Source organism: Lentimicrobiaceae bacterium (genome assembly GCA_023227965.1).
Taxonomy (GTDB): domain Bacteria; phylum Bacteroidota; class Bacteroidia; order Bacteroidales; family JALOCA01; genus JALOCA01.
The window spans coordinates 1-23,461 of record JALOCA010000045.1 but is presented as its reverse complement, the minus strand read 5'-3'; the positions used below and the strand labels follow the sequence as shown (position 1 = coordinate 23,461).

Below are 23,461 nucleotides of genomic sequence, written 5' to 3'. Positions count from 1 at the left end.
CATAATATTCCGGAGCCACGATTCCGTTTTTAGTGATATAACTGCAATTGATTCCTTTGAACGACAATCCGGCAATATCGAGACATCGGTCCGCGAGCACTGTAAACTCAAGCCCTGAGCCATTTTTGACATCGAAGGCTTTCACCCCGTTGGCTTTCCCGCCAGTAAGGGTATATCCTTTAATTCCAAATAGCTGGCTGAAATCTCCAACATATTTGAGTAGCTCTCTTTTGTTAATTTTTTTTGTTGTCATCTTTTTTTAGTTTTATTTAATCCCAAGTGTAACTATTTCGTGTGGTTTCAGTTTGATTTGGATTGATTTACCTTCAATTTCTGGCGTTGTTGCATTTTCAAGGGGAAACTCAATCAGGTTAAGTCGCCGGACCGATTTAGCCGTAACCGGCAAGTTAATCGTGGCCACTGTTGCCTTTCCTTCTATCTCAACTAATCTAACGATAAGCTCCTCTCCTTCTTCTGACTGCTTCACCCCAGTCATTGCAACGTTTGACGGAAACACCGAGAAAAACGACGCTTCTTCGGGGCGTGATGCATGATTTTTCGCGAGTGCTAAAGATGGTGGTTCTGCTGCATAAACCGGCACGTTAAAGTCGTCACCTTCGGCCCATACCTCACTTTTCCAATCATCGGCGTGAGGATAAAGGGCATAGCTAATGTTAAATTTCCCAAGATTGGGATAGATGTCCGGATCGCCAGCTGACCTCATCAATGTGAGTCTTAATTCGCCATTATGAAACGAATGGCCGTATTTAGTTTTATTCAAAAGTGCAATACCCGTTTTCCCATCTGTTACATCCACCCACTTTTGCGCAGGAACCTCCTGACCATCATTCGGTTCTGCTACAATTCCATAATCATTCCGATGTTTTACAGATTCAGCAATCTCTTTACCTCCTATTTTCCCATTGGCAGGTCTTTCAACAATATCAAACGGAACCTGGCAATAAAACCTTGGATCTTGAATTGCCAATGGGAAAACGGCCCTTAACATAGGTGAATCGGTTGAATCACTTCCTGTTTCGAGCCAGTGGACTTCCATATCGTATGAAATCCGGGGATAAGAACGATAAATATAAGCACGTTCAATAAATCTCGATTTACCCCAGGTTTTAACAGTTTCAATACAGGCCCTTACCGGTCCGTTTTCAACGACCTTCACACTTTTAACATTTGTAACATCCTCTATTGTAACATTTTTATTCAGCGCCCACGATTTCATTCCTCCTTTTTTATCTTCCAGGAACATTCGTAGGGTGTTAAGTTGCCCCCCCTTTTTCACACATTCGGTATTGGTACGCTTGTCAAACAGACTTACGATACCACCGGTTTTCAGGTCAATTTTAATCTTGAAAAAATCGGTATCAAACGTGTTGTCATTAAATGGAATAGGTTCGTTATATGCTCCCGATTTGGTCACATCTACATAGAACGTTTTATAACCACCAGCCGGCAAATTATCGACAATAAACTGAACTTTGGAAGTAAATCCCGGCGGCGTCACTTTCGCCCATACGATTTGGGCAGGATAGCTCTTTCCTGAACCGTCGCGAACCAATACCGTTGGAACTTTTCCCTGTCCTTTATCGATCGGGTTGATATTTTTCGAGCCATAAAAATTTACCCAGCTGTTTACCTTGACAGAAACAGGTTCTGTATGCGAATAGACACTTGCCTCAACAATAGTTTTTCGGGAGGTAGGATGAAGATTATAAGCTACAACGGGTTGCCCCATGTCGGTTCTAAATTTCACCTCATCGGCCATCTTACGGAAGGCATTATCGCGTAAATCAGTCGATTTGCGCAGTACGTCAGCATAACGGCCAACAGCTTCCTTATTGGCCTCGTTAATAGCTGAACCGGGCAGGATATCGTGAAATTGGTTAAAAGCTACCGTTGTCCAAAGATCCCGAAGTTCATCGGCAGGGTATTTATCGCCGTTCAGCCAGCGGAGTGTATTAAAAAATTCGCTACTGTAAAGAGAATTCTCGCAATTCCGGTTCCCTTCCTTAATATCTGAAACATTGGAATAACAACCTTCGAAAATGAATTGCATCTCACCGTAATGGGTCGGCCGGCCACTCATCTCTTTGGAAATTTTACCAAAAAAATCACCGGCAGTGGTAAATTTAACGGCAGGATAGCCGGGTGTTTTGTCCAGCTGATGAACCATGTCGATATTTGCACGGGTTGGACCTCCGCCATGGTCACCAATGCCGGTTATTTGCAATAACCGATGTTTATCCGGAGTGATCTTTTGTAATTCATCCTTAAGTTTCGGCGTGATATCTCCGTTGTAAGTATCATTTGCATAACACAATACTTTTGAAGAATCACTCCCCACCCACCAAAACGAACCTTTAAATGGTTTACAACGGTGAAAATAGAAATAATCACAACCAGCTTGCTTCAGAATTTGGGGCATCTGCGAGATATGACCAAAATTATCGGGCAACCAACCTATGTGTGCCATTTGTCCGAAACGGCTTTGGAAATAGCGCTGACCCAGCAAAAAGGTGCGGCTGATCGCTTCACCCGACGAAAGGTTCATATCACCTTCTGTCCACATCCCTCCGGCCAGTTCAAGTCGTCCTGCCTTCACATATTTTTTTACCAGCTCAAACAAGGGAGGATCAACTTTTTCGACAAAATTATAGACCGCAGCCTGACTTTGCAACATAGTGAAATCGGGAAATTCATCCATAAAAGCGACTGTTTGCCGAAGATTGTCATTGGCCATTTTCATAGTTTCAGAATAGGTCCAAAGCCAGTTCATATCCATGTGCGAATGGCCAACAATATGAATAGTATCCCGCGAAAGTGTGGCATTAGTTTTACCTTCGGGGTTTGCATCCCTTCCATCAGCTAAAGACAACAAAGGCAAACACATCGTCCATAGAAAAATTATAGCTAAGGTGTTGGTAAAATGTGTTCTCATAATAGGTATTTTTAAAATTATCCTGTAAAATTAACTATAAAATTTAATGGGGTATCCAATCGTTACCCCATTAAGAAACTGTTTAAAAATTTCCCGTTAGCGAAAATCTGTCGATAGAAAAATCATTTTACATATTCCGTCTTGTCCCCTGCCCGTCGTTGGCTTGTCAGGCGGGCGTACGGGACAAGAGACCTGCACGTTTTCAATCATTCTACCGACCTTTGGTTCCTCCGGAACTCAAAAACAAATTTTAAACAGTCTAAATTATTCCTATTATTTAAGCTTGATAACTGTCTTTTTTCCTGAATATTTGATTGTTTTTGGAGCAAGCGAAGTTTCAATTCCTGCGCCTGACTTTTCTTTCACAATCACAACCTCAAACTTCCGGTTATTCAGCACGCCAGGAAATTCTCCTTTTCTATCGCTAACAGTAAGTTCTTTTTTTGCATCGTCCCAACTAAACGTGATGGTTGAATACAGCCCCTTTTCGTAATTGTAGTTGTCAGTTTCGTCTTCGTACAAGGTGAATTCACCATTGGCGCCCGGGTAAACACGAATTACGAGGTCATCCCATTTTTTCTCGGCAGCATATTGAACTTTTGGTCCCCAAGGCAAAATCGAACCGGCTTTTATATAAAGAGGCGTAATGTCAATTGGAGCTTCTTTTTCAACTTTCTGACCGCCTTTCAGCTTTTCGCCCGTCCAGAAGTCATACCAATCTGCTCCTTCCGGCAGGTAAACTTTACGGCTTTTTGTCTTGCTGAAGTCGGCTGAGACCTTATCGTTCGTTTCGCTGGTATACATGGGATTAACAACCGGGGCAACCAGAATTGAACTTCCAAACAGGTATTCATCGGTTATATTCCGAACCTTCTTGTCTGACACAAAATCGAGTGGCAGTGCGTTCAGGAACGAAGCCGACTGACTGGTAACCTGCCAGGCCGTTGAATAAAGATATGGCAACAAACGGTAGCGCAGGTTAATGCCTTTCTCAATGGCATCGAATGCCCAACTGCCATGGTCGCCAAACTGGTAGATTTCGCGTGGAATGTCGGTTCCGTGCGAGCGCATCATAGGGGTAAAAGTTGCAAACTGTAACCAACGAACGTAAAGTTCCTGAAACTGTGGGTTTTTAGCGCCGCCGTCTTTCACGTAATGCCCCGCAAAAAACCCGCCGATATCACCATTCCAGTAAGGTATGCCTGTCATCGAAAAATTAAGCGCGGCTGGTATCTGTTTGCCCAGTGTTTCCCAGGTTGATACCACATCGCCCGACCAGGTATTTGCGGCATTCCGCTGCTGTCCGGCAAAGGCTGACCGCGTCAAAAGGTAAACACGTTTATCGGAGGTTGTCGCCCGTTGATGGGTGTAAACTCCACTTGTATGCACCAACGGGAAAGCATTGATGACCGACTGATACGATCCCAGATAGGTGGGCTGTTCAAAATCTTCATCTTTTATGTTAATGTGGTCGGGCTCCGACGAATCGAGCCACCAGGCATCAAATCCTTTGGAGAAAACACCTTTGTTCAGGTAATCCCAATAAATATCGCGGGCAACCGGATTGTACGGATCGTATGGTTTTGCGCCTGAATTTGGTGGCCAGGTATCGAAGTCGATCAACATCTTCTTTTCTTTAAATTCGGCGTACTGTTTGGTCAGTGGGCCAAATCCGGGCCAGGCAACAATAGTCACATGGGCGTTCATTTGGTGTATTTTATTTACCATTCCAACCGGGTCAGGATGGGTTTTTGGGTCAAAACTCATCGAGTTCCAAACGCTGTCACGGCCCCAGTACTGCCAATCCTGAATGATCCCATCTAGTGGTACTTGTAAAGCTCGATATTTTTCAACCACTCCAACCAGTTCTTCCTGCGTTTTGTAGCGTTCTTTCGATTGGAAATAACCAAATGTCCAAAGTGCCATCATTGGCGATTGGCCTGTCAGGGCACGCATTTGGGCGATTACACCTTTTCCGCTTCCGCCCAACATGAAATAGTAGTCGGCACAATTTCCGAGTGATTCGAAAGAGGTTTCCTGTTGATTGTCGGTAAAGGTTGTTGCGGCGTAGTTATCCCAGAAAATGCCATATCCTTTTACCGATAAAAAATACGGGATGCAGACTTTCATGTTTTCATTCTTCAAAATTATGCGTTGGCTCCGTTGCATCAGCTTGTTGTTTTGTTGCTGGCCCAATCCGTATATCGCCTCATTTTTGTCGAGAACAAAAGCCTGACGGGCAAGGTACGTCGGTGTTTTTACGTCCATCGTCGGGGTAAACTGCATCCCAAAGTCTTTTTCAGTAAAAAGTAGTTTCCCGGCCGTATCGGTGTAGGTTATTTTCCCTGTTTCAAGGTTTATGCCGACAGTTAAAGCTGAGCTGCTCAAAGTAACGACCTGCCCTTTTTGGTTGATTTTTATATCCGTTTTTTCGGGTATTTTAATTACCGATAGGCTGTTTTTATTAACCGTGGTTCCTTCAGGATACTTAAAAATCCGAACGATTTCCGGAGAATAAAAGCGGATTTCGGTTGAGACAGCGCTTGCGGTCATCCGCACTCCCGATTCCACTTTTTCATAAGCCTGTGAATAAAGGTTCTGTGCCGCAAAAAGCAGCATCAGGAAAAATAAAAGGTTAGTCTTTTTCATTATCTTGATTTTTGATTTGTTTCGAAATTTCCTCCATTAATGTTTAACAACCATCTTTTTACTGAATAATCAATTACTTTAATGATTTATTTATATTTATATCAATTTATTGTTTTGTAAATTTCTGAACTTCCAGTGAGTTATTTTTTAAGTGTACAAGATAAATTCCTTTAGGCAGATCGGAAATATTAATCAGCTTAGTCCCAGTTATTTCAATCTCTTTAACTAATATGCCTTGTACATTGAAAATTTCAACCTGCTGTTTTCCGGCTATTCCGATTAATTCAATAGTTAAAACGTCACCTGCCGGATTTGGGAAAACATTCATTTGCGAAACATTGCTTCTGGGGACGATGACTCTTGTTGCTCCGGTTGGTGTCAATGTCACCAGAACCGCTCCCCATGGCTCAAACGATGCGAGGGGTACTACTACCTCATTATTAGAAACGGTAAATTCGGAATCGACAACCGTTGGTATACTCGTAAGATTACTTGTTTCACTATTGGGTACGCTTTCCACTTTTACATGAATTTTTCCTTCGTTCACGAGCCCGGACATAAGATCAAGGTGTGAGAAGCGCAGTTGGACCCCGGCGTTTGATGAAGTGTAATTACCGAAAACCGCTTTCCCAATTTTACTTACTGAATCGTACCCCGCAATACCGTCATAGTTACTGTCGCCGGTTGTAACAGCATACAGACGGCCGGTGATATCGCCATATCCTTTGTAAGCCCACCAAATAGACCGCGGGTACAATCCGTCTTGGCTTACAAGGCCGTCCAGGCGGGGGGCGCTGCAGTCACTCCCGCCACCGACCTCGTTCCAGCAACTCTTAGCTGCATTGGACACCCCGGCACGTTCCAGAGCGGCAAAATAGAGAATGGCATCGGCTGGTCGCAAGCCGTTCCTCCCATCAGTAGGCGACATGGATTCATTAAGTTCATAGCCGCTGAACGTGAGCCCGTTGTTTGCCGCGAGGGTTCGCATTGAATTTACCAACGTTTCGATGTTGAAGGGTGAATCCATATAGTGCCAGGAGAGTATGTTAGGGATAACATTGTTGGCTTTCACATAAGTTAAATAAGTCTGTAGCCAAGTCGTGTTAAGTTGAGTACAACAACCGCTCGGTCCCACAATAACCGTATTGGGATTGATCGACCGGATAAGCTGGAAGGTATGAGCCCACATGTCAAGATATTGAGACTGACTGCGGCCCCAGAATTGAGCGTTGCTCGGTTCGTTCCAGATGTCAAACTGAAGGTTTTGACCTTTGTTTTTTGCATTTGTGACAATATTCGTAACTGTTAAGTCCCATCGCGTATAATCGCTGTTATCACCCGGGTAAGGCGCTGAATAACCATATGAATCTGACAAGATAAATTCTCCTACTGCGCCGAGCGATTGGATGCGGGGATACAACGCATCTATACCACCGCTACCAAATCCGTTGTCGAAGCGGAAAAACTTGGGTTTGAGGGGATTCACCAGAGCCGATGAAGGAGTTGTTGCCGATATGCCGAGAAGGAATCCGGAAGCCCGATAAGTAACCGGCCCTCTATCAACGCTAAAATCAACCATCACGGTCAATACGGTAGGTTCAATCGTAATTAGCTGGGAAAGCGTATTGTTGGTTTCGTTCGATTCCGCAAAGCGATTGGCGTCATTGGCATTTGCATTGATCGTGTGCACACCATTGGAGATCGTATTTGTTCCGCTACCGATAGTGCCGGATGCTCCTGCGGCCAGTGGACCTGTTAACTCACGGATAAATAACCCACCAGTTTTGGCTTTCGCATGAAGCGTGTTAATACTTAACAGCAAACAAATAACTGCTGTAATAACTGAAAATGACCATACTTTTCTTTTCTGTGTAATATGTCTATTATTTTTCATAATTAAAAAACTTTAGCTTATGATTTGAAATATGTGTTTTTACTCATGAGATACTACTATTAATTTTTTTATTTATTCTTTATAATGACCTTCCCAATACTCTTGTCTGAGGCTTTCAATAGTTTCAAAAATGACATCTATCTTACAGTCTTCCACCTTATCGTCCATATTGATACAACACACTCCGGTTAAATATGGGTAGCCAGAATCTTTCACCAGCTGGATAATGACTGCTTCCAATTTGCTATTAGGACAATCGCTTATTGTTACAGGGTCTAACCTGATATTTAAGAATGTGTTTGACAGATACTTCCTGAGAATTTTCACATCACCACCCCAGCCGACGTCCAGAAAGTCGAGATTCGATATTTTTGCAAAGGTTTCGGCATATCGATGAGGGTCGCTACCGCAATAATGAATGCCGAACGGACGGAACTTCGAACTCCAAACCAGATCTATCGGGAGAAGGAACTCTTCGTATTGTTCTGTGGCAATCATTGTGTGAGAACATTCAGAATGGAGAAAAACCGGTTTTTTGATATGCCTCACATTTCGGTTAACTGAAATGGAACTGGTCCCTGTTTCGTTGGACATGCCCGTAACAAATTGTTCAATAAGCTTAGCAATCTCCAAAAACTGTTTTTTCGTTCTTTCCGCTTCCGTAAAGAAATCCGTAAAGACTTTTTCTCCCACCAAGTCGAGGGCGATGTTCAATACCCCTCCCCAATTTGTGTCGCCCACTATATAACCATATTTTGACTTCAGTTTTTCCTGAAGATATATAAATCGTTTGAACGCGGGACTTTTCAATGCTCTGCTGGTATTTACTTCCAGTTTATCCATTGCAGCAGGTAAAACCTGAGGAGCCGAATCTTCCATGTAAATTACTTTGCAGCCAAGCATTTCAGAAAGTAAGAAGCCCGCAGCATTATGCACGGCCCCGATAAGTGGCAATTTTTTTTTTCTGTCGGTGCCTAATCCGAACCGTCCAAACCTTTCATAGAGCTCTTGCTCCATTTGTTTTTCTACTTCAACACGCTTAAGTGGGTGGTAATAAAAATCTTTATCAAAAACAATTCCGGTATGTTTGTACCACCACGAAGGATGGAAAACAATATCGACTGGCAGTATCTTCGAATTGATAAAACGGTTTTTCTTGTAATTTGTCATAAAATGATTTTATAATAACATCAGGGAGTTTAGGGCCAGCGACGCCGGTGGCAACGAAAGTATTATACCACGTTCTTCTGATTCCGCAAAGCGATTGATGTCATCGATATTAGCCCTAATGGTGTGTGTGCCGGCGGGAATGGTATAGACTCCGCCGCCGATCGTGGCGGAAGCTCCAGCGCCCAGTGGAACTGTTAACTCACAGCTAAATACCCCACCAGTTTTGGCTTTCGCATGAAGCGTGTTAATACTTAACAGCAAACAAATAACTGCTGTAATAAATGAAACTAACCATGCTTTTCTTTTCTGTGTGTAATGTCTGGTAATTTTCATTGTTAAGAAATTTTAGTTTGTGATTTGAAATAAGCATTAGTATCTACTTTAGTGGTTTAGCATTAATCATATTTATTAAATTTTAGAACGATTTAAAGAAAATGGGGAGTTGCGCCCATGTAAAATTTCAGAATTCCTCCGTTTATAATGTCTTGATGACTAATGGAATTCTTCTCATACTTTGCTCCATTCAATTCTATACGCTGTACATAGATGTTTTCATTGGAAAAATTGATTGCTTCAACAGTAAATGTTTTCCCGTCTGGTAGTTTGATAATGCCTTTTTCAAGCTGTGGCGCTCCCAGCACGTATTCGCCTCCACATGGATTGACTGGATAAAAACCCAGGTTCGAGAAAATATACCAGGCAGACATTTGACCGCAGTCATCATTTCCACATAGGCCATCAACAGCGTTGATGTACTTTGTTTTGCAGATTTCGTTCACTAATTCTTGTGTGCGCCAGGGCTTACCGGCCAAAGCATACAAGTAGGCAACATGGTGGCTCGGTTCGTTTCCATGGGCATATTGTCCAATCAGACCTGTAACATCAGACACAAAACCTTGACTTTTTTGAGGACTTTTCAATTTGAAAAGTGAGTCAAGTTTATTCGTAAAGTATTCCTTATCGCCCATCAGATCAATTAAGCCTTCCACATCATGCTGCACATGCCAGGTGTATTGCCAGGCATTCCCCTCGGTGTAATCGCCTCCTGAAGTACTAGCATGTGAAAGGGCAAAACGGTCAAATTGAGTTCTCCACTTACCATGTGAATCTTTTGGCCGCATCAATTTAGTTTCAGGGTCAAACAGGTTTTTGTAAAAATTTGATCGGGCTGTAAAATATTCGTAATCTTCTGTTTTGCCCAAAGCTTTGGCAAATTGAGCGGCACAATAATCATCATAAACTGACTCAAGAGTTCTCGATACAGATTCAACATTCACCAAATCAAAAGGGTAATAGCCGTATTTCATGTAGATATCCCATGCTGAATTCTTATGATTTTCTGTCAGGGAAGTTTTTACAGCCTGGTATGCACGTTCGGCATCAAAGCCTTTGAACCCTTTGAGATAAGCATCAACGATAACCGGAACAGCGTGATTTCCAACCATACAATAAGTTTCACCTCCCCATAAGGCCCAGATCGGCAAAAGACCCTGTTTGTCGTACTGGTGTAACATAGAGTTTACAAACCCATCAACCCGCTCAGGGCTGAGAATGGTATATAACGGATGGGCGGCACGGTAGGTATCCCATAAAGAAAGGGTCGAGTAGAAGGGTTCCTTCTCTGCATCTGCAATATTATTGGGCTGGATGAACAAATGGTACATCGAAGTATAGAACATCGTCTTCCTGTCTTTGTCACCCTCTATATCAACCCGTGACAAGTAGGTGTTCCAGGTGGCTTTTGCTTTCTGGTAAGTTTGGTCGAAATCCCAATCATTTAACTCAGTGATTAGGTTAGCTTTGGCTCCATTAACACTTGTTGAAGACATGGATATTTTCACCATCAATTGTTCATCAGGTTTCAAATCAAAGTCCAGCACATACCGGGGGGCTTTTTCACGTTCATCACTTTTGGGCAGCAAGGCTTTTTTAGTAAACGGTTTACTGAATTTGATCTCGTAATAATAGGTTCGTTCGAGCCATACTCTTGTTCGGCTAAAACCACTTATGGTCGTTTCATCTTCAAAGTTAACTTCAGCGTCCAAAACATGGTCTTTAAGCTGGTCGTTGCTATTTGATAGGGCGCTTTGAAAATCAATCATCAACCTGGCCGTTTTTCCTTCAGGATAACTGTAACGATGCACGGCCACATGGCTGGTTACAGTAATCTCGGCTTTTACACCATAATCGCTTAATAGAACTGAATAATAACCCGGTCTGGCCTGTTCGGCACTTTTATCAAACCTGCTTTTGAACCCTTCGCTGTTAGAGTTGCCCGTAAATGGTTGAATTAGAAGATCTCCAAGATCAATACCCCCAGTGCCGTTTATTCGCGTTTGTGAAAAACCATTAATAAGGGAATCATTAAACTGATAGCCGCCACAATACTTCCAGTTGCAATTCCCAGTTTCAGGACCTGCCTGGATTAATCCAAATGGAACGCATGCTCCGGGAAAACAATGACCGAACTCGGCTGTGCCAACAAAAGGATCAACAAATTGTGTGTAATCAAGATCTTTTGTTTCCTGATTGCCCTGTGAACAGGCAACAACTAAACTTACAGTAATCAAGCATTTTATTCCAATCAGGCAAGTTGGTAAAATGCTTTTTAATTTTCTATCTAAATAAGTTTTCATATTCCCAGATATTTAATTTACTCAAGTTTATCCTTAATGTTCTTAGTCATGTTGGAAATTGGACAATTGTTTAACTACGGCAGGTTCACATTCACTACTAAGTTCAAGAACATTTTTAATCCCGGAAAAATCATTTCCTGATAACTTTATATCAGATGATTTATCTCCTTCAATTCTCAGAAATTTCGAAATTGGAGTAATTGACTGATATCCGGATATGAAAACATTCGTTGACTGTATCAGGCGTAAAAGTGGTTGATCGTTTGACGGTTGGTCAACGGAAAAATTATTAATCCTGATATTGTGGCAGTCATCTAAAAGTATTGCAGGACGTGCATCCGGTGCAAGCAGGTTAAAACGGAAATTTTCGAAACCCATGTTTTTTACATGCCTGACGTATAACCCATAAGCGGGCAGGCTATATCCAAACATCCTATTTTCAGGATATAATTTTTCAACTTCGGGAACTGCTGCAGTCGATTCAACCATAGTTCCGGTACCCTTACAGGTAAAAATTACATCCTTAACGATCACATTCTCGATGTAAAACCCGGGGACTCCACTGATACAACTGGATATTTGACTTTGCGATGTGGCCAAAATGTTGCAGATTAGTATATTTTTCAATGATCCAGTAGGATTTTTTCGGCTTCCAAGCCGCATAAAAATAGGCGTTTGAATTCCCGTCATCGAAATATTGCTAATCGTGATTTGATCCATTATTCCTCCGTCAACCACTTCAAGCGCAATGCCCGAGATTCCGGTAATTGAGTCTGTAACTCCGGTAATATATTTATTCCAATTCCTGAACTTTGATACAGTGGCAGAGTGTAGCACGCAATTACTGATTGAGATATTTTGAAAACCGTGAACAGAACCAGTCCCAAACTTAATCAGATTACAATTTGAAGCCAGAATGCAGTTACTGACAACTACATTCTCGCAGATTTTTTTGCCTTCGCTTTTAAAGCAAAGGGCATCGTCGTCGCAATCAATAGTACAATTCGAAATGATTACATTTCTTGAATCAACATCAATACCATCGTTATTCCAATTGCTATGATTGTATATTTTAACACCATCAACACGAACATTGTCGCTATCAAAAATGTGTAATGCCCAAAATGCCGAATTCTGAAGATGTACATCCTTGATTACCACATTTCTACTACCAAGGCACTCCAAAAGAAATGGACGTAAATCTCCGTTATCACCTTTCTGAAAAATTGAATTGCTACCACTTCCATCAATGGTACCTTCTCCCATGATGGTTACATTCGAAGCGTAATCAATACGAATGAATCCTTTCTTCCCGGAAGCTGTCAAAGGATAGGCACTATCCGAAGCAATTCCCTTAAGGACAGCAGCTTTATCAAGATTAATGGTTACATTGTCTTTAAGGAAAATAGTCCCTGACATATATACCCCAGCTGGAAAATACAATGTGCCTCCGCCAGAAGAAGAACATTGGTCAATAGCCTGTTGAATGGCTTTCGTAGTAGTGGTTTTCCCGTCAGGAACAACTCCATAATCGAGAATGTTAACATCTTTTCCAAAAGCATTCAAACCGATTATGTATATCAATAATAAAAGATATGTTTTCATTTTATATCATTAATTAGATGCGAATCTTTAAGGCGTTCAATTGCTTTTCTCCTATTTGTATTGTATTACTTGATTGATCACGTTTGATATCATGTTATCGTATTTCAATGCTTCATTTACCTGAGCATCCTGACACTACTTAAAAAGAAGCCAGACCATTTTCCAAATCCTCAATGAGATCCTCAACATTCTCAATCCCCACCGAATACCGTATGAGACTTTCAGGTATGCCCAGCAGCCTGCGCTGCTCTACCGAGAGTTCAACATGACTGGTAGTCCGGGGAGGCCCGGCCAGTGTGCTGACCGATCCGAGATGAGCCGCTAAATGTATCAACTTTAGTTTTGGTAAAAACCTTTTTACATCTTCATAATTGCCCTTCAGGGAAAAACTCAGGACCCCTCCAAAACCTGACATCTGCTCCTTTGCAATGGAGTGGCCTGGATGCGTTTCGAGGCCAGGATAAAAAACATCACTTACTTTATTATGAGCTTTTAAAAATTTTGCAATTTCCATCGCCGATGCGTTTTGCCTCTCTATTCTCAACTCTAGTGTTTTCATGCCGCGGATAATCATGTACGCCTGATCAGCTTGAAGACTGGCACCGTTGATTTCACGATACCGAAAGACTTTTTCCACCAGCTCTTTTTTGCCACAAAGAAGTCCACCCATCGCATCGGAATGACCACAAAGGAATTTAGTGGCGCTGTGAATGACCATATCGGCCCCCAGTTTTAACGGATTTTGATTTACCGGTGTAGCGAATGTATTATCCACTACCACGATAGCTCCAACTTTTTTTGCGGCTGCAGCCAGCCTTTTTATATCAACTACCTTAAGCGTTGGATTGGTAGGCGTTTCCAGGTAAAGGAGATCGCACCCGTTGGCAATTTCTGATTCCAGTTGGTACTGATCGGATGTTTCACAAAGCTTAACCTCCATCTTGTAAGAGGGAAGGAATTCCAGAAATAATTTGCTGGTACCACCGTAAGTATCTTTAATAGAGACAACCTTCTTCCCAGGAGCAAGCAGCGCGAACAAGGTATTGCTGATGGCACCCATTCCTGAAGCGAAAGAAGTAGAGGCCTCAGCGTATTCCAGTATCCGGATCTTTTCTTCCAATATGTGGACAGTAGGGTTTGTATTCCTACTATAGATATATCCTTCGCGTTTACCTGTGGCCACATCGTGCCACTCATCAAGGTCATGATAGGCAAAGGTTACACTGTTAACAATGGGAGGGTTTATTGCGCCCATCAAGAACGGATCCGTTTCACCCGCCCATACGGATGCCGAACCTCTTTTGTATTTTGAAAAATCGATATCCATTTAGTTAGTATTTAAGTAATGTTTCGCACTTGAATTTATTGTTTTCAATGTCAGTCAGATAAAAACTCAGGTCCAATTGTGTCGGGATAAACTGATACAGACTCATTAAGCAAATGTGAAAGGTCAATTATTTTTGTTGTCATAATCTATGTTGTTAAGCAAGAAGCTATGTTGTTAAGCTAGAAGGCAATTGTTATTATAAATTATGGATTAATTGCGCCTCATTTTCTGCCGTGACAAAATTTTATTTATTTCAATAAATCATTTTATCCAATTTTCAAAAATATCATACTTATTCTTAGGGGATAAATCAGATATTATATTCAATTTATCTTTTGCTTCTTTGGCTTGATAAGCAATTTTAATTATTTCAATATCCTTATTAATACTTTCAGTATCGGCGTTTTTTCCATATCCATCTGTAACTCCTGCCATAATTAGCTTTCTTGGAGCCAAACTGGCTGCAAGGTCAGGAAGATCGTAGGCTCTAAGGGCTCCAGGAACAACTCCGTGAATAAATGAAGAATCATAAAAATGATTCATTACAATGGATTGATAAGAGGAATAAGGTTCAATTAATGCAATTCTGGTGATATTCAAGTCAAAAGCTGCAGCATGTAATAGTACCGGAGCCATTTCTTTTTTTGCAATACCATAAACCTCACTTATTTCACGATCCTCTTTCAACAACCGGGTGAGCCTTACAACATCACCAGTCCTTATCCCAACGATACTTCTGCCAATAAGTATAGAAGCATACCATATATTATGAGATACGCCTTCTATATATGCATCGCCTTTAAAATCACCTGGTCCCATTTCACCTATTCCAATTAAATCAGGAGCCAGCACCTTGTAACCACGACTGACAAACCATTCCATATCACCGCCTACAGAAGCATCTACTGACTTACCGGAAGGATGAAGATAGATCAGGGCTTTATTGTTTGGCTTAGACGGTATCAACAACAGGTATGGAATAACATAATTACCTTCACCTTTTAAAAAATATTTTTCAATCACATAACCTTCCCTCTGAAAACGACCAGTAAACACGGGTTCATTAATTTCTGTTGGCTTCAGATACCCTGAAAGTTTTTTTGCTGAATTCAATACATCCTGAAGGTGCATCGTGAGATCATTTCTTGAAGTTTGTAAATTAATGACCAGTTTTTCTGCCTCTTTGCGATTTAAACTGAAAATAGTTTCTCCTCCTAGAGATGTTGAAACCTGACCTGTAGGGGTTACCTGCAATTCTTCAGCTGTTAAAGTTTTAACTATCTCATCATTTGAGTTACCGGGATTATTTAAATATTTCTGGAAGAAAGCATACATGGCTTCCCTGTTCTTTTTAGTTGATGCATGAGGAAAATCATCCTCAACCCTGCTGAAGTTGTCCTCTTTCCCATAAGCTTTATAAATGCGCGACACCACATTTTCGGTCTCTTTAGCTCCCTGAATGCTGAACATATCTCTTGTAGTAGTTATCATCAATGTAGGTTTTGGCGCTCTGACCAATAAGAAATCAGAATGATCGATTCCTCCTATGATCTCGTTAAAGAAGTTTTGTTCAGCATCCTGTGGCCCAACAGTCTGAAATAACCTTGTGAAATTGGTTATCCAGCATTCAGGAGCAGCAGCATATATCCGGTCATCCATTGCAGCAATGTATGCAGACTGTGTTCCTCCTCCAGATCGTCCTGTAATTCCAATTCGCGCAGGATCAACTTCATTCCGGGAGAGGAGATAATCGACAGCCCTGATGCCATCCCAAATCATATATCGGGCTAAAGAACTCCCTGTGATAAATACTTGTGATCCGGGATAGGAATGTTCAATTGTTGGCGGGCCGATTGCAGATTTCTTTGTTTCCGGATCGTAATACCCCAGGCGCTCACCCTGTCCAACCGGATCAAATGCAAAAACTATGAAGCCCTTTTTTACCAGATTTAGTATCTGAGTCTGATATCCCCGATACCCATCACCGGAATGTCCGCTACAGTAAATTATAGTTGGAATTTTACTCACTCTTTTTAAGCCAGTTGGTATGAACATTGAGCTTGTGACATAAAATCCTGGTTGGGACTCATAAACAATATGCTCAACCCTATAATCATCCTTATCTATTGTTCTGATAATTTTTGCATTCAATGGAGCTTTTCCAGGGAAAGGGCCCACAATATTCAAAAGTGTTTCTCTAATAAATTTTTGTCTTTGTTGCCAATCGGACAATGAGCTCAATGCATCAATTTTAGCAGCCCGCCGGGCAAGAAGATCATAGGCCTGCCCTGCAATATGATTATATAATGAGTTAGGGGCATTACTATACTGAAGCCAGTTATTCCTTATCACATCAAGTTCATTCTGGGCATTCACCCTGTCATTAGCCAGCAACATGACCAATGCTAAAGTGAAAATGATTTTGAATAAACTCAAATACTTATTAATTACATTGTAAAGCAGCTGTTTCATTTTAATTGAGTTTTAATTTAATTGAGTTTTAATTTGTCGTCAGCAAGGGAAAAAGTTTATTTCCATACGACATTATCATTATTTCTGATGGCATTGGCTGGAAATGGATGTTTGTCGTTGAAAGAGTAGAGTGCTTTCTGATCCTCTATCACAATATTCTTTTCGTTGAGTGTACCGTCAAGGTTCATTGCTTTGGTTACATCAAGTCCAAGGTACTTAGCCAGAAAAGGATAAACTGCAATGCGTTTGTTATCATCGTACCCATGTCTGTCATTTGGAAGATGGACATTCTCAACAAGATTAGATGCGCCATACAATCCGTAAATGTATTTTATATGTGGGTACTCAACTTTTGGGGTGTTTTTTGTCCAGTCATTACCATCCGAAACCAATAACATTGGTCGAGGAGCAGCAAGTGCAGCAATCTCTACATTGTTGGTTTGAAAGTTCTCGCTCTTATGGATGGGCATCCCGCTTTCGCAAACGCAACCGCCAAAGAAATGGGCAGAAACCGATACAGCTACACGGGCATCAATCGCGGTAAGCAGAAAAGTTTGTGTACCTCCACCCGATGCACCTGTCATACCAATTCTTTTCGGGTCGGCACCCATTGAAAGCAGGAAATCAATCCCGCGTATACTGTTCCATGTTTGTAATTTCAGCGATTCGCGATGTTCATGTATCCATCCAAATTCAACAAATTGACCATAACCTACCATATCGTAGGCCCAGACCATTGCACCCATACGCGCCATAGCGGCATAACGTTTTTGCGCTTCTGGCCGATATCGGCCATAATCAGCGGGATCTGACCAATGTCCTTCAGGGCTTAATATGCCGGGAATCATACCTTTTGTATTAATAGGAGTATAAAAACTACCTGTTACATAAACTCCTGGCAGACTTTCAAAAGCAACATTCTGTACCTGGTAGCCATCATAAACACGTTTTTCGCTAATAAAAGGATTAAGTGGACATTTTTTAGGGTATTTCTCCAAGTCGGCGCCTTTCAGAATTTGTGTCCGGATCTGTTTTGCATGCTTTTTCCAGTCTTCTTCCGTAGTGTAAGTCTGTCGCATCTTTTCGAGAAACGCTTTGCCTTCAGCCTCCGTCCAATGATATCCCACGCAAAGCATCGATTCTGGCTTCTTATCCTGATTTTTATTTTTTGTGTTTAGCGATGTACAAAAAATAAACAAGCCAATCATGGTTACGCCGATCAGAAAAGTGGTTTTTTGATTAGATTTAGTTTGCATATTCAATTAATTAAGATATTTGTAAATTAAGTAACTTCATTAGTTTTCACTGTTGAAGTTAATCAGTTGATTTTAAAAAAAAATTACTTACCAGCCAAGGTTTTGCACAAGGTTCTTGTTTATGAACAACTCTGTCTCTGGAATAGGATACAAATACATCTTGTCATTCCAAACGCGTGTTTCAACTACTTTTGGGGTATAGGTTATTACGCCGGTGACAGGGTCCCTTGTCAGGTCAACACCTTTAATGATGGTGGCTGAAGGTCCGATCTTCCACCTTCTGATATCCCAGAAACGATGGTCTTCAAAAGCCAGTTCCACCCGGCGTTCGTTCCTCAGTTTATCCCTGAAAGTTGACTGTGTCATTCCTGCCGCGAAGGCGGGCATTGCGACTCCGGTCCTTGCACGGACTATATTCACTGCCGCACGCGCTGTCAGGTTATCAAGAGGGGCGGGGCCTGCCCCATCCGGTCCATATACTTCGTTCATGGCTTCAGCATAGTTCAAAAGCACCTCGGCATATCGGAATATTGGCCATACATGTCGTGCATTTCCCAATGTTAAAGAAGGATCAATAACAATACTTTCCACCATAAATTTTTTGATGTAATAACCCGTTTTAGTAGTATTCGGCCTGGGCGCCGCATTTAATCCCCCTTGAAAGGTTTGAATTACCAGAGGATTTTTCCAGATGGAACCATTACGGAGAATTGTCATATCAAGCCTTGGATCTCTTGCTGTTGCCCCTGAAGTTGAATACGGATTTGCCGGATCATAACCTGAACCGGCCTCTGTGATCCCTTTGCCGGTTGTTTTCATATCATAAGCATCAATCAGGTTTTGTGTAGGACAGGTTCCGGTATTTCCTCCATTATAGCCCACCGCTGTATTTGCTGCTTCAAATGCCCTGTCATCTGCCTGTCTGGTCTCTAAAATCAATTCTTTGGAGGTGAGGTTATTCCAGGTTGTATTATATGCAGCAAGTGGGGTATAAGTTGCTCCAAGCTGGTCGATCAGCGCCTTTGAAGCAGATGCGGCCGCAATCCATTTGGCAGCAGCATTCGAAGAATTGTGCAAAGGGCTGGCAGCATACAACAAAGTTCGCGCTTTTAAAGCCATGGCAGCCCCCTTCGTTGCCCGTCCTGTTTCCTTGCTGATAAATGTAGAAAACGTTATGGGTAATTTAATGGCTGCCGAATCACACTCCCTTACGATGAATTTGACAATCTCGTCATATGAATTAGGCTTTACATTATTGACAAGTTCAGGTGTCAACCTTACCGTATCAAGGGGAACATTGCCATACCTCTTAATTAATTCGAAGTAATACATCGCACGTAAGAACCGGGCTTCGTAAGGATATAAAGCCAATGCTTTCATTAAATCAGCGTAATTGACCGCATATTTTATTGCAGGAAATGTCAGTGTGTCGGCTTTATCCAAAAATATATTTGCAGCTTTTATGGCCGTGTACATTCTGCCCCACTGATCATCCAGCGGATTAATCGCACTCCAACCTCCATTGTTGAACCGTTGAATGGCTGATGCATCCCATACATGTTCGGCATCATCTGTTGCCGATGACCTGATGGCCCCATCCACGCTGTTGTAGTCTTTCGGGAGATAAGAATAGACATTGGCCAGAACTGTTTTGGTTTGATCTATGTATGAAAATATATAATTTTCATTATTTGAATCATACTCGGTATAGTCCAAAAAATGGCAGCTCCAAAACAATGGAATTAAGAATAAAGCTGCAATCAATGACTTGGGAAATTTTAATATATAAGAATATATCTGTTTCATAACAATGTGTTTGAATGGTTAAAACCCAATTTTAATACCCAGATTATAGGAAGACATTGTAGGATATGAGCTTCCGATCGATTCCGGATCAACAACTTTTATATTGTCAATCGAAAATAAATTTATTCCTCTTACATACAGCTGCGCTGATTTGAGCTTAAATTTGGATAGCATTGGTTTGGGAAAATTGTAATAAATCTCCGCTGTTCTTAATTTCAGGTATGATCCGTCAACAAGCCAAATACTGTTACTACGATAATTATTCAGATTTTCAGACATAGAAAGACGGGGCAGCGTTGCCGTAGAAGCAGTTGCAGGTGTCCATGCATTGTTGGAGAAAGTAGAAATATTGGTATTCGACCTGAGCGGGATGAAAATACTGGCTGTATTTAGATACACCGTGTAGTTTGAAATTCCCTGAAACACGCAGTTGAACCCAAATCCTTTGTATTCCACACCAAGCGTACCTGAATAATAAATTTCAGGGGTATTTGTTGAATAGCCAATGGCAACCTGATCATAATCATCTATGAAACCATTATTATCCTGATCTTTGTATTTAATATCTCCGGGGCTTACTGCCGAGAAAGTCTGTTTGGGACTGGCGGCAATGTCGGCAGCATCTTTAAAGAAACCGATCGCCTGTAATCCGAATGCCTGACCGATACTTTTTCCTGTTCTTTTAAGATAATCAAACGGCCTGTAAACTTCATTCTGTTCAATAATCTTATTCCTGACAAAGGATAGTTGCGCCCCTGCATGATAGCTAAAGTCCCTGATGGTCTGATGCAGGTTCAATCCCAAATCAAATCCCTTATTGGAAGTAACTCCAGTTGAGCTATAAGGCAAAGCAACGCCAAGTACCTGACTATATAATCCGTTGGTTGTGGTAAGGATCCCTTTTCTCTTATCGTAAAAAACATCCAGGCTCAGATCCAACAGATTTAAAATTCCTGCATCAATGCCTATATTGGATTTAATGGAAGTCTCAAAGGAAAGCGGATAGGAGGCAAGCCTTCCTTCCGCATTACCTGCATTGCCGGTATTGTTGGCGCCAAAATAGTATCCGGATGATCCTTGCCATCTGTTATCGCTGATGTTTTGGGTAACCTGATCATTTCCGGTTATTCCCCAGGAAGCCCTCAGTTTCAGGTCATTAAACACCTTACTGTCAATTAGCCAGTCTTCATTCCTCAATTTCCATCCTACTGACACCGCGGGAAAAAATCCAAACCGGTCTGCTTGCGGCAAAAGATTAGTTCCGCCCCAGGCCAGGGTTGCATCGACAAAATATTTTCCGGCTTTCCCATAATGTAAATTGCCGGCGCCCAAAATACGCCTGTAAGTAGTGTACTGACCGTTGCCCTTAAACTCTTCCTGTTGCACAAAAAGTATCGCTTTTAATTCATTATCCTCCCAGGCAGATGAATACTTCAGATTTCCAAAAAAAGTCGCCCTGTGATAGTAAGGTGTCAGAGAGGATGCAAAAGTCGTAGCGCTGTTTGTCCCGTATTTATTTTCAATGGTATCTATTACCGCCTTGGTTATAGGATCAAGGATGGGGGTAAGCTGTTCATATTGATATCCATTTGATCTTACATCACGGTAGATGAATGAATTATCATAGGATAAGCCAGCTTCTATCGACAAGCCCTTTACTACTTTATCAAGATTTTGCTCCAGTATCAAATCTGTCATAAACAGGCGTATTCCCTCAGTCGTATATCCAATACCCCCGATTTGTGCCACAGGGTTATTGTTGCCATAAGTTTGTGTCCCTCCCCAAATATTGTGATAGGTCTTAACGGGATAAGCCGCCGCCGGCGTATTGTAAATATTGTAAAAGATATCGCCTTCATTTGTTGTGGCAGGACGGGTACCTTCCCCTATTTTACTGGCAAGTTTCACTGAGAACCTGGTCGTTTTTGTAAGATCTATTTCCGCGTTCAGCCTCACATTGACCGTTGTGTTATTGATCTGAGTGGTTTTATTTCCGGTTTCTGTAACAGGCCCATAAATTCCATTTTCGCTGTCAATGTTCATATAAAGCAGGTACCTTAATGCATTGGTCTGCTGCTGCAATGTGACGTTCAATTTATTGGAATGTCCAAAATCCCGGAGTGACTCTTTTTTCCAATCAACATTTGGATACAGGTAGGGGGAACTTCCGGATTGATACCTGTCTAATTCAGGCTGTGAATAAAGGTCAGTCAATCCATCATTATTGCGCGCCTGGTTGACTGCTTTTGCATAACCGTAAGCATCCAAAAATTCAGGCGTACGGAAAGCCTTCGTCATTCCCCGGTCATAATTCGCACTGACTGAAAGTCCTTTCCCTGTACCTCTTTTGGTTGTCACCAATAAAACGCCGTTCGCCCCGCGTAATCCATACATGGCAAGAGCGCCTGCATCTTTCAGTACCTCAATGCTTTCGATTTCATCCACTGATAATGTGTTGATCGGACGTTCGAACCCGTCAACCAATATCAATATGGCGGTATTTTGCGTTGTTCCAATTCCCCTGATGAAAAGGTTGGGATTTGTAGTCCAACTTGTGCCTGAATTCTCCAGTACGGTTAAACCCGGGATTTGCCCGTACAGGGCATTTGCAGGGTTCCTGGCAGAACTTTTTGTCAATTCATCGGCCCTGACGATCCCGATAGCGGATGTAACATCCTCCTGTCGTTGTTCCATTCCATATCAAACCTGGATTAAGGCATCGTTTTGGTTCACTACCAGAACCATCTGATCCGTTTCAATCCGCTGCGATTGATAGCGTTGATCTCTGGTAGTTACTTCAACGAGCTGACCTTTTTCCCCGGAAATACTGAATTTTCCCTCAGTATCAGTAAATACTTTTATACCAGGTTGTTCTTTGATCGTAACCAGCGCATTCACTACCGGCTTACCTGTTTTATCATTTACCGTTCCTGTTAACATCGTTTGCTGGGCCATACCAGGATAAGTTACTAGCAATACCAAAAGGAACAGGTAGATATATCTTTGAATATTTATTTTCATATGATTCCTATTTTAAATTATTTACACTTGTCCAATCTATCACTCCCATCCCGGATTTTGAATTAATCCATAACCCTTCTGTATCTCATCATTGGGAATTGCGCACAAATACCACTTGGGTGACCAATTTACCTGCCAGTAGCGTGTAGGCATTAGAAACTTTACATAGGTAAAAGTATATGGAGTAGTGGTTGATCTGTAAATATTCAGTCCATGGAGACGTTTTTTAAAATCGTTTTCTCTTTTCCAGCGAACCATATCGTACCACCTGACTTCTTCAATAGCAAGTTCGCATTGTCTTTCATTAATTACTGCTTCGCGGAACTGCACTTTGGTCATTCCCGCTGCCAGATTCGGTAATCCTACCCTGTTTCGGATAATATTGACACACCTGTAAGCTTCGGCATCGGGAGCGCCTTGGTATTCATTGCTTGCTTCAGCGTAGGATAGATATATTTCAGCCATTCGCAGGTAAGGCCAACAAATAATCGACCCGAGGGATGTTGCAGTTGTGCCGTCGAGAAGGAATTTCCGAAGAAAATTGCCTGATTTCGTAACTTGGCTAGCTTCAGTCAACCTGTCACGTCCTCCGATCCAGCTTTCTACAGTTCGTCCCTTATACACATCGCCAAGACAAGCCACAGTTTCTTTTAGGCCAATCCCTGTTATTAT

General features: G+C 41.8%; 15 protein-coding genes. All 15 read right to left on the bottom strand.

Annotated features, from left to right (window positions below):
• Positions 1 to 253 (bottom strand): aldose 1-epimerase family protein (locus M0R21_12250; protein MCK9618592.1); only part of this gene is annotated, 253 nt, incomplete at its 3' end.
• A 12-nt stretch (positions 254 to 265) separates the two neighbouring features.
• Positions 266 to 2,953 (bottom strand): glycosyl hydrolase-related protein, encoded by a 2,688-nt coding sequence (locus M0R21_12245; protein MCK9618591.1) that lies wholly within the window; start codon positions 2,951 to 2,953, stop codon positions 266 to 268.
• A gap of 273 nt (positions 2,954 to 3,226) precedes the next feature.
• Positions 3,227 to 5,602, bottom strand: coding sequence for a DUF5110 domain-containing protein (locus M0R21_12240; GenBank protein ID MCK9618590.1), 2,376 nt, complete (start codon positions 5,600 to 5,602; stop codon positions 3,227 to 3,229).
• A 106-nt stretch (positions 5,603 to 5,708) separates the two neighbouring features.
• Complete coding sequence (locus M0R21_12235) at positions 5,709 to 7,496, bottom strand: T9SS type A sorting domain-containing protein (GenBank protein ID MCK9618589.1); 1,788 nt, start codon at positions 7,494 to 7,496, stop codon at positions 5,709 to 5,711.
• 72 nt (positions 7,497 to 7,568) lie between these two features.
• On the bottom strand, positions 7,569 to 8,666 hold the full coding sequence (locus tag M0R21_12230; protein MCK9618588.1) for a hypothetical protein: 1,098 nt from the start codon (positions 8,664 to 8,666) through the stop codon (positions 7,569 to 7,571).
• A gap of 9 nt (positions 8,667 to 8,675) precedes the next feature.
• Complete coding sequence (locus M0R21_12225; protein ID MCK9618587.1) at positions 8,676 to 8,999, bottom strand: hypothetical protein; 324 nt, start codon at positions 8,997 to 8,999, stop codon at positions 8,676 to 8,678.
• A gap of 92 nt (positions 9,000 to 9,091) precedes the next feature.
• Positions 9,092 to 11,302 carry a GH92 family glycosyl hydrolase gene (locus M0R21_12220; GenBank protein ID MCK9618586.1) on the bottom strand — a complete coding sequence of 737 codons (2,211 nt, stop codon included), beginning with the start codon at positions 11,300 to 11,302 and terminating at the stop codon, positions 9,092 to 9,094.
• Positions 11,303 to 11,344: 42 nt separating this feature from the next.
• Positions 11,345 to 12,907, bottom strand: coding sequence for a glycosyl hydrolase family 28 protein (locus M0R21_12215; protein MCK9618585.1), 1,563 nt, complete (start codon positions 12,905 to 12,907; stop codon positions 11,345 to 11,347).
• 139 nt (positions 12,908 to 13,046) lie between these two features.
• Complete coding sequence (locus M0R21_12210) at positions 13,047 to 14,234, bottom strand: cystathionine gamma-synthase family protein (protein MCK9618584.1); 1,188 nt, start codon at positions 14,232 to 14,234, stop codon at positions 13,047 to 13,049.
• A gap of 261 nt (positions 14,235 to 14,495) precedes the next feature.
• Positions 14,496 to 16,706 carry an acetylxylan esterase gene (locus M0R21_12205; GenBank protein ID MCK9618583.1) on the bottom strand — a complete coding sequence of 737 codons (2,211 nt, stop codon included), beginning with the start codon at positions 16,704 to 16,706 and terminating at the stop codon, positions 14,496 to 14,498.
• 56 nt (positions 16,707 to 16,762) lie between these two features.
• Positions 16,763 to 17,962, bottom strand: a complete 1,200-nt coding sequence (locus tag M0R21_12200; protein ID MCK9618582.1) for an alpha/beta hydrolase — start codon at positions 17,960 to 17,962, stop codon at positions 16,763 to 16,765.
• A gap of 87 nt (positions 17,963 to 18,049) precedes the next feature.
• Positions 18,050 to 19,768, bottom strand: a complete 1,719-nt coding sequence (locus tag M0R21_12195) for a RagB/SusD family nutrient uptake outer membrane protein (GenBank protein MCK9618581.1) — start codon at positions 19,766 to 19,768, stop codon at positions 18,050 to 18,052.
• An 18-nt stretch (positions 19,769 to 19,786) separates the two neighbouring features.
• Positions 19,787 to 22,462 (bottom strand): SusC/RagA family TonB-linked outer membrane protein, encoded by a 2,676-nt coding sequence (locus M0R21_12190; protein ID MCK9618580.1) that lies wholly within the window; start codon positions 22,460 to 22,462, stop codon positions 19,787 to 19,789.
• 6 nt (positions 22,463 to 22,468) lie between these two features.
• On the bottom strand, positions 22,469 to 22,789 hold the full coding sequence (locus tag M0R21_12185) for a carboxypeptidase-like regulatory domain-containing protein (protein ID MCK9618579.1): 321 nt from the start codon (positions 22,787 to 22,789) through the stop codon (positions 22,469 to 22,471).
• 39 nt (positions 22,790 to 22,828) lie between these two features.
• The coding region (locus tag M0R21_12180; protein ID MCK9618578.1) for a RagB/SusD family nutrient uptake outer membrane protein at positions 22,829 to 23,461 on the bottom strand (633 nt) is incomplete at its 5' end.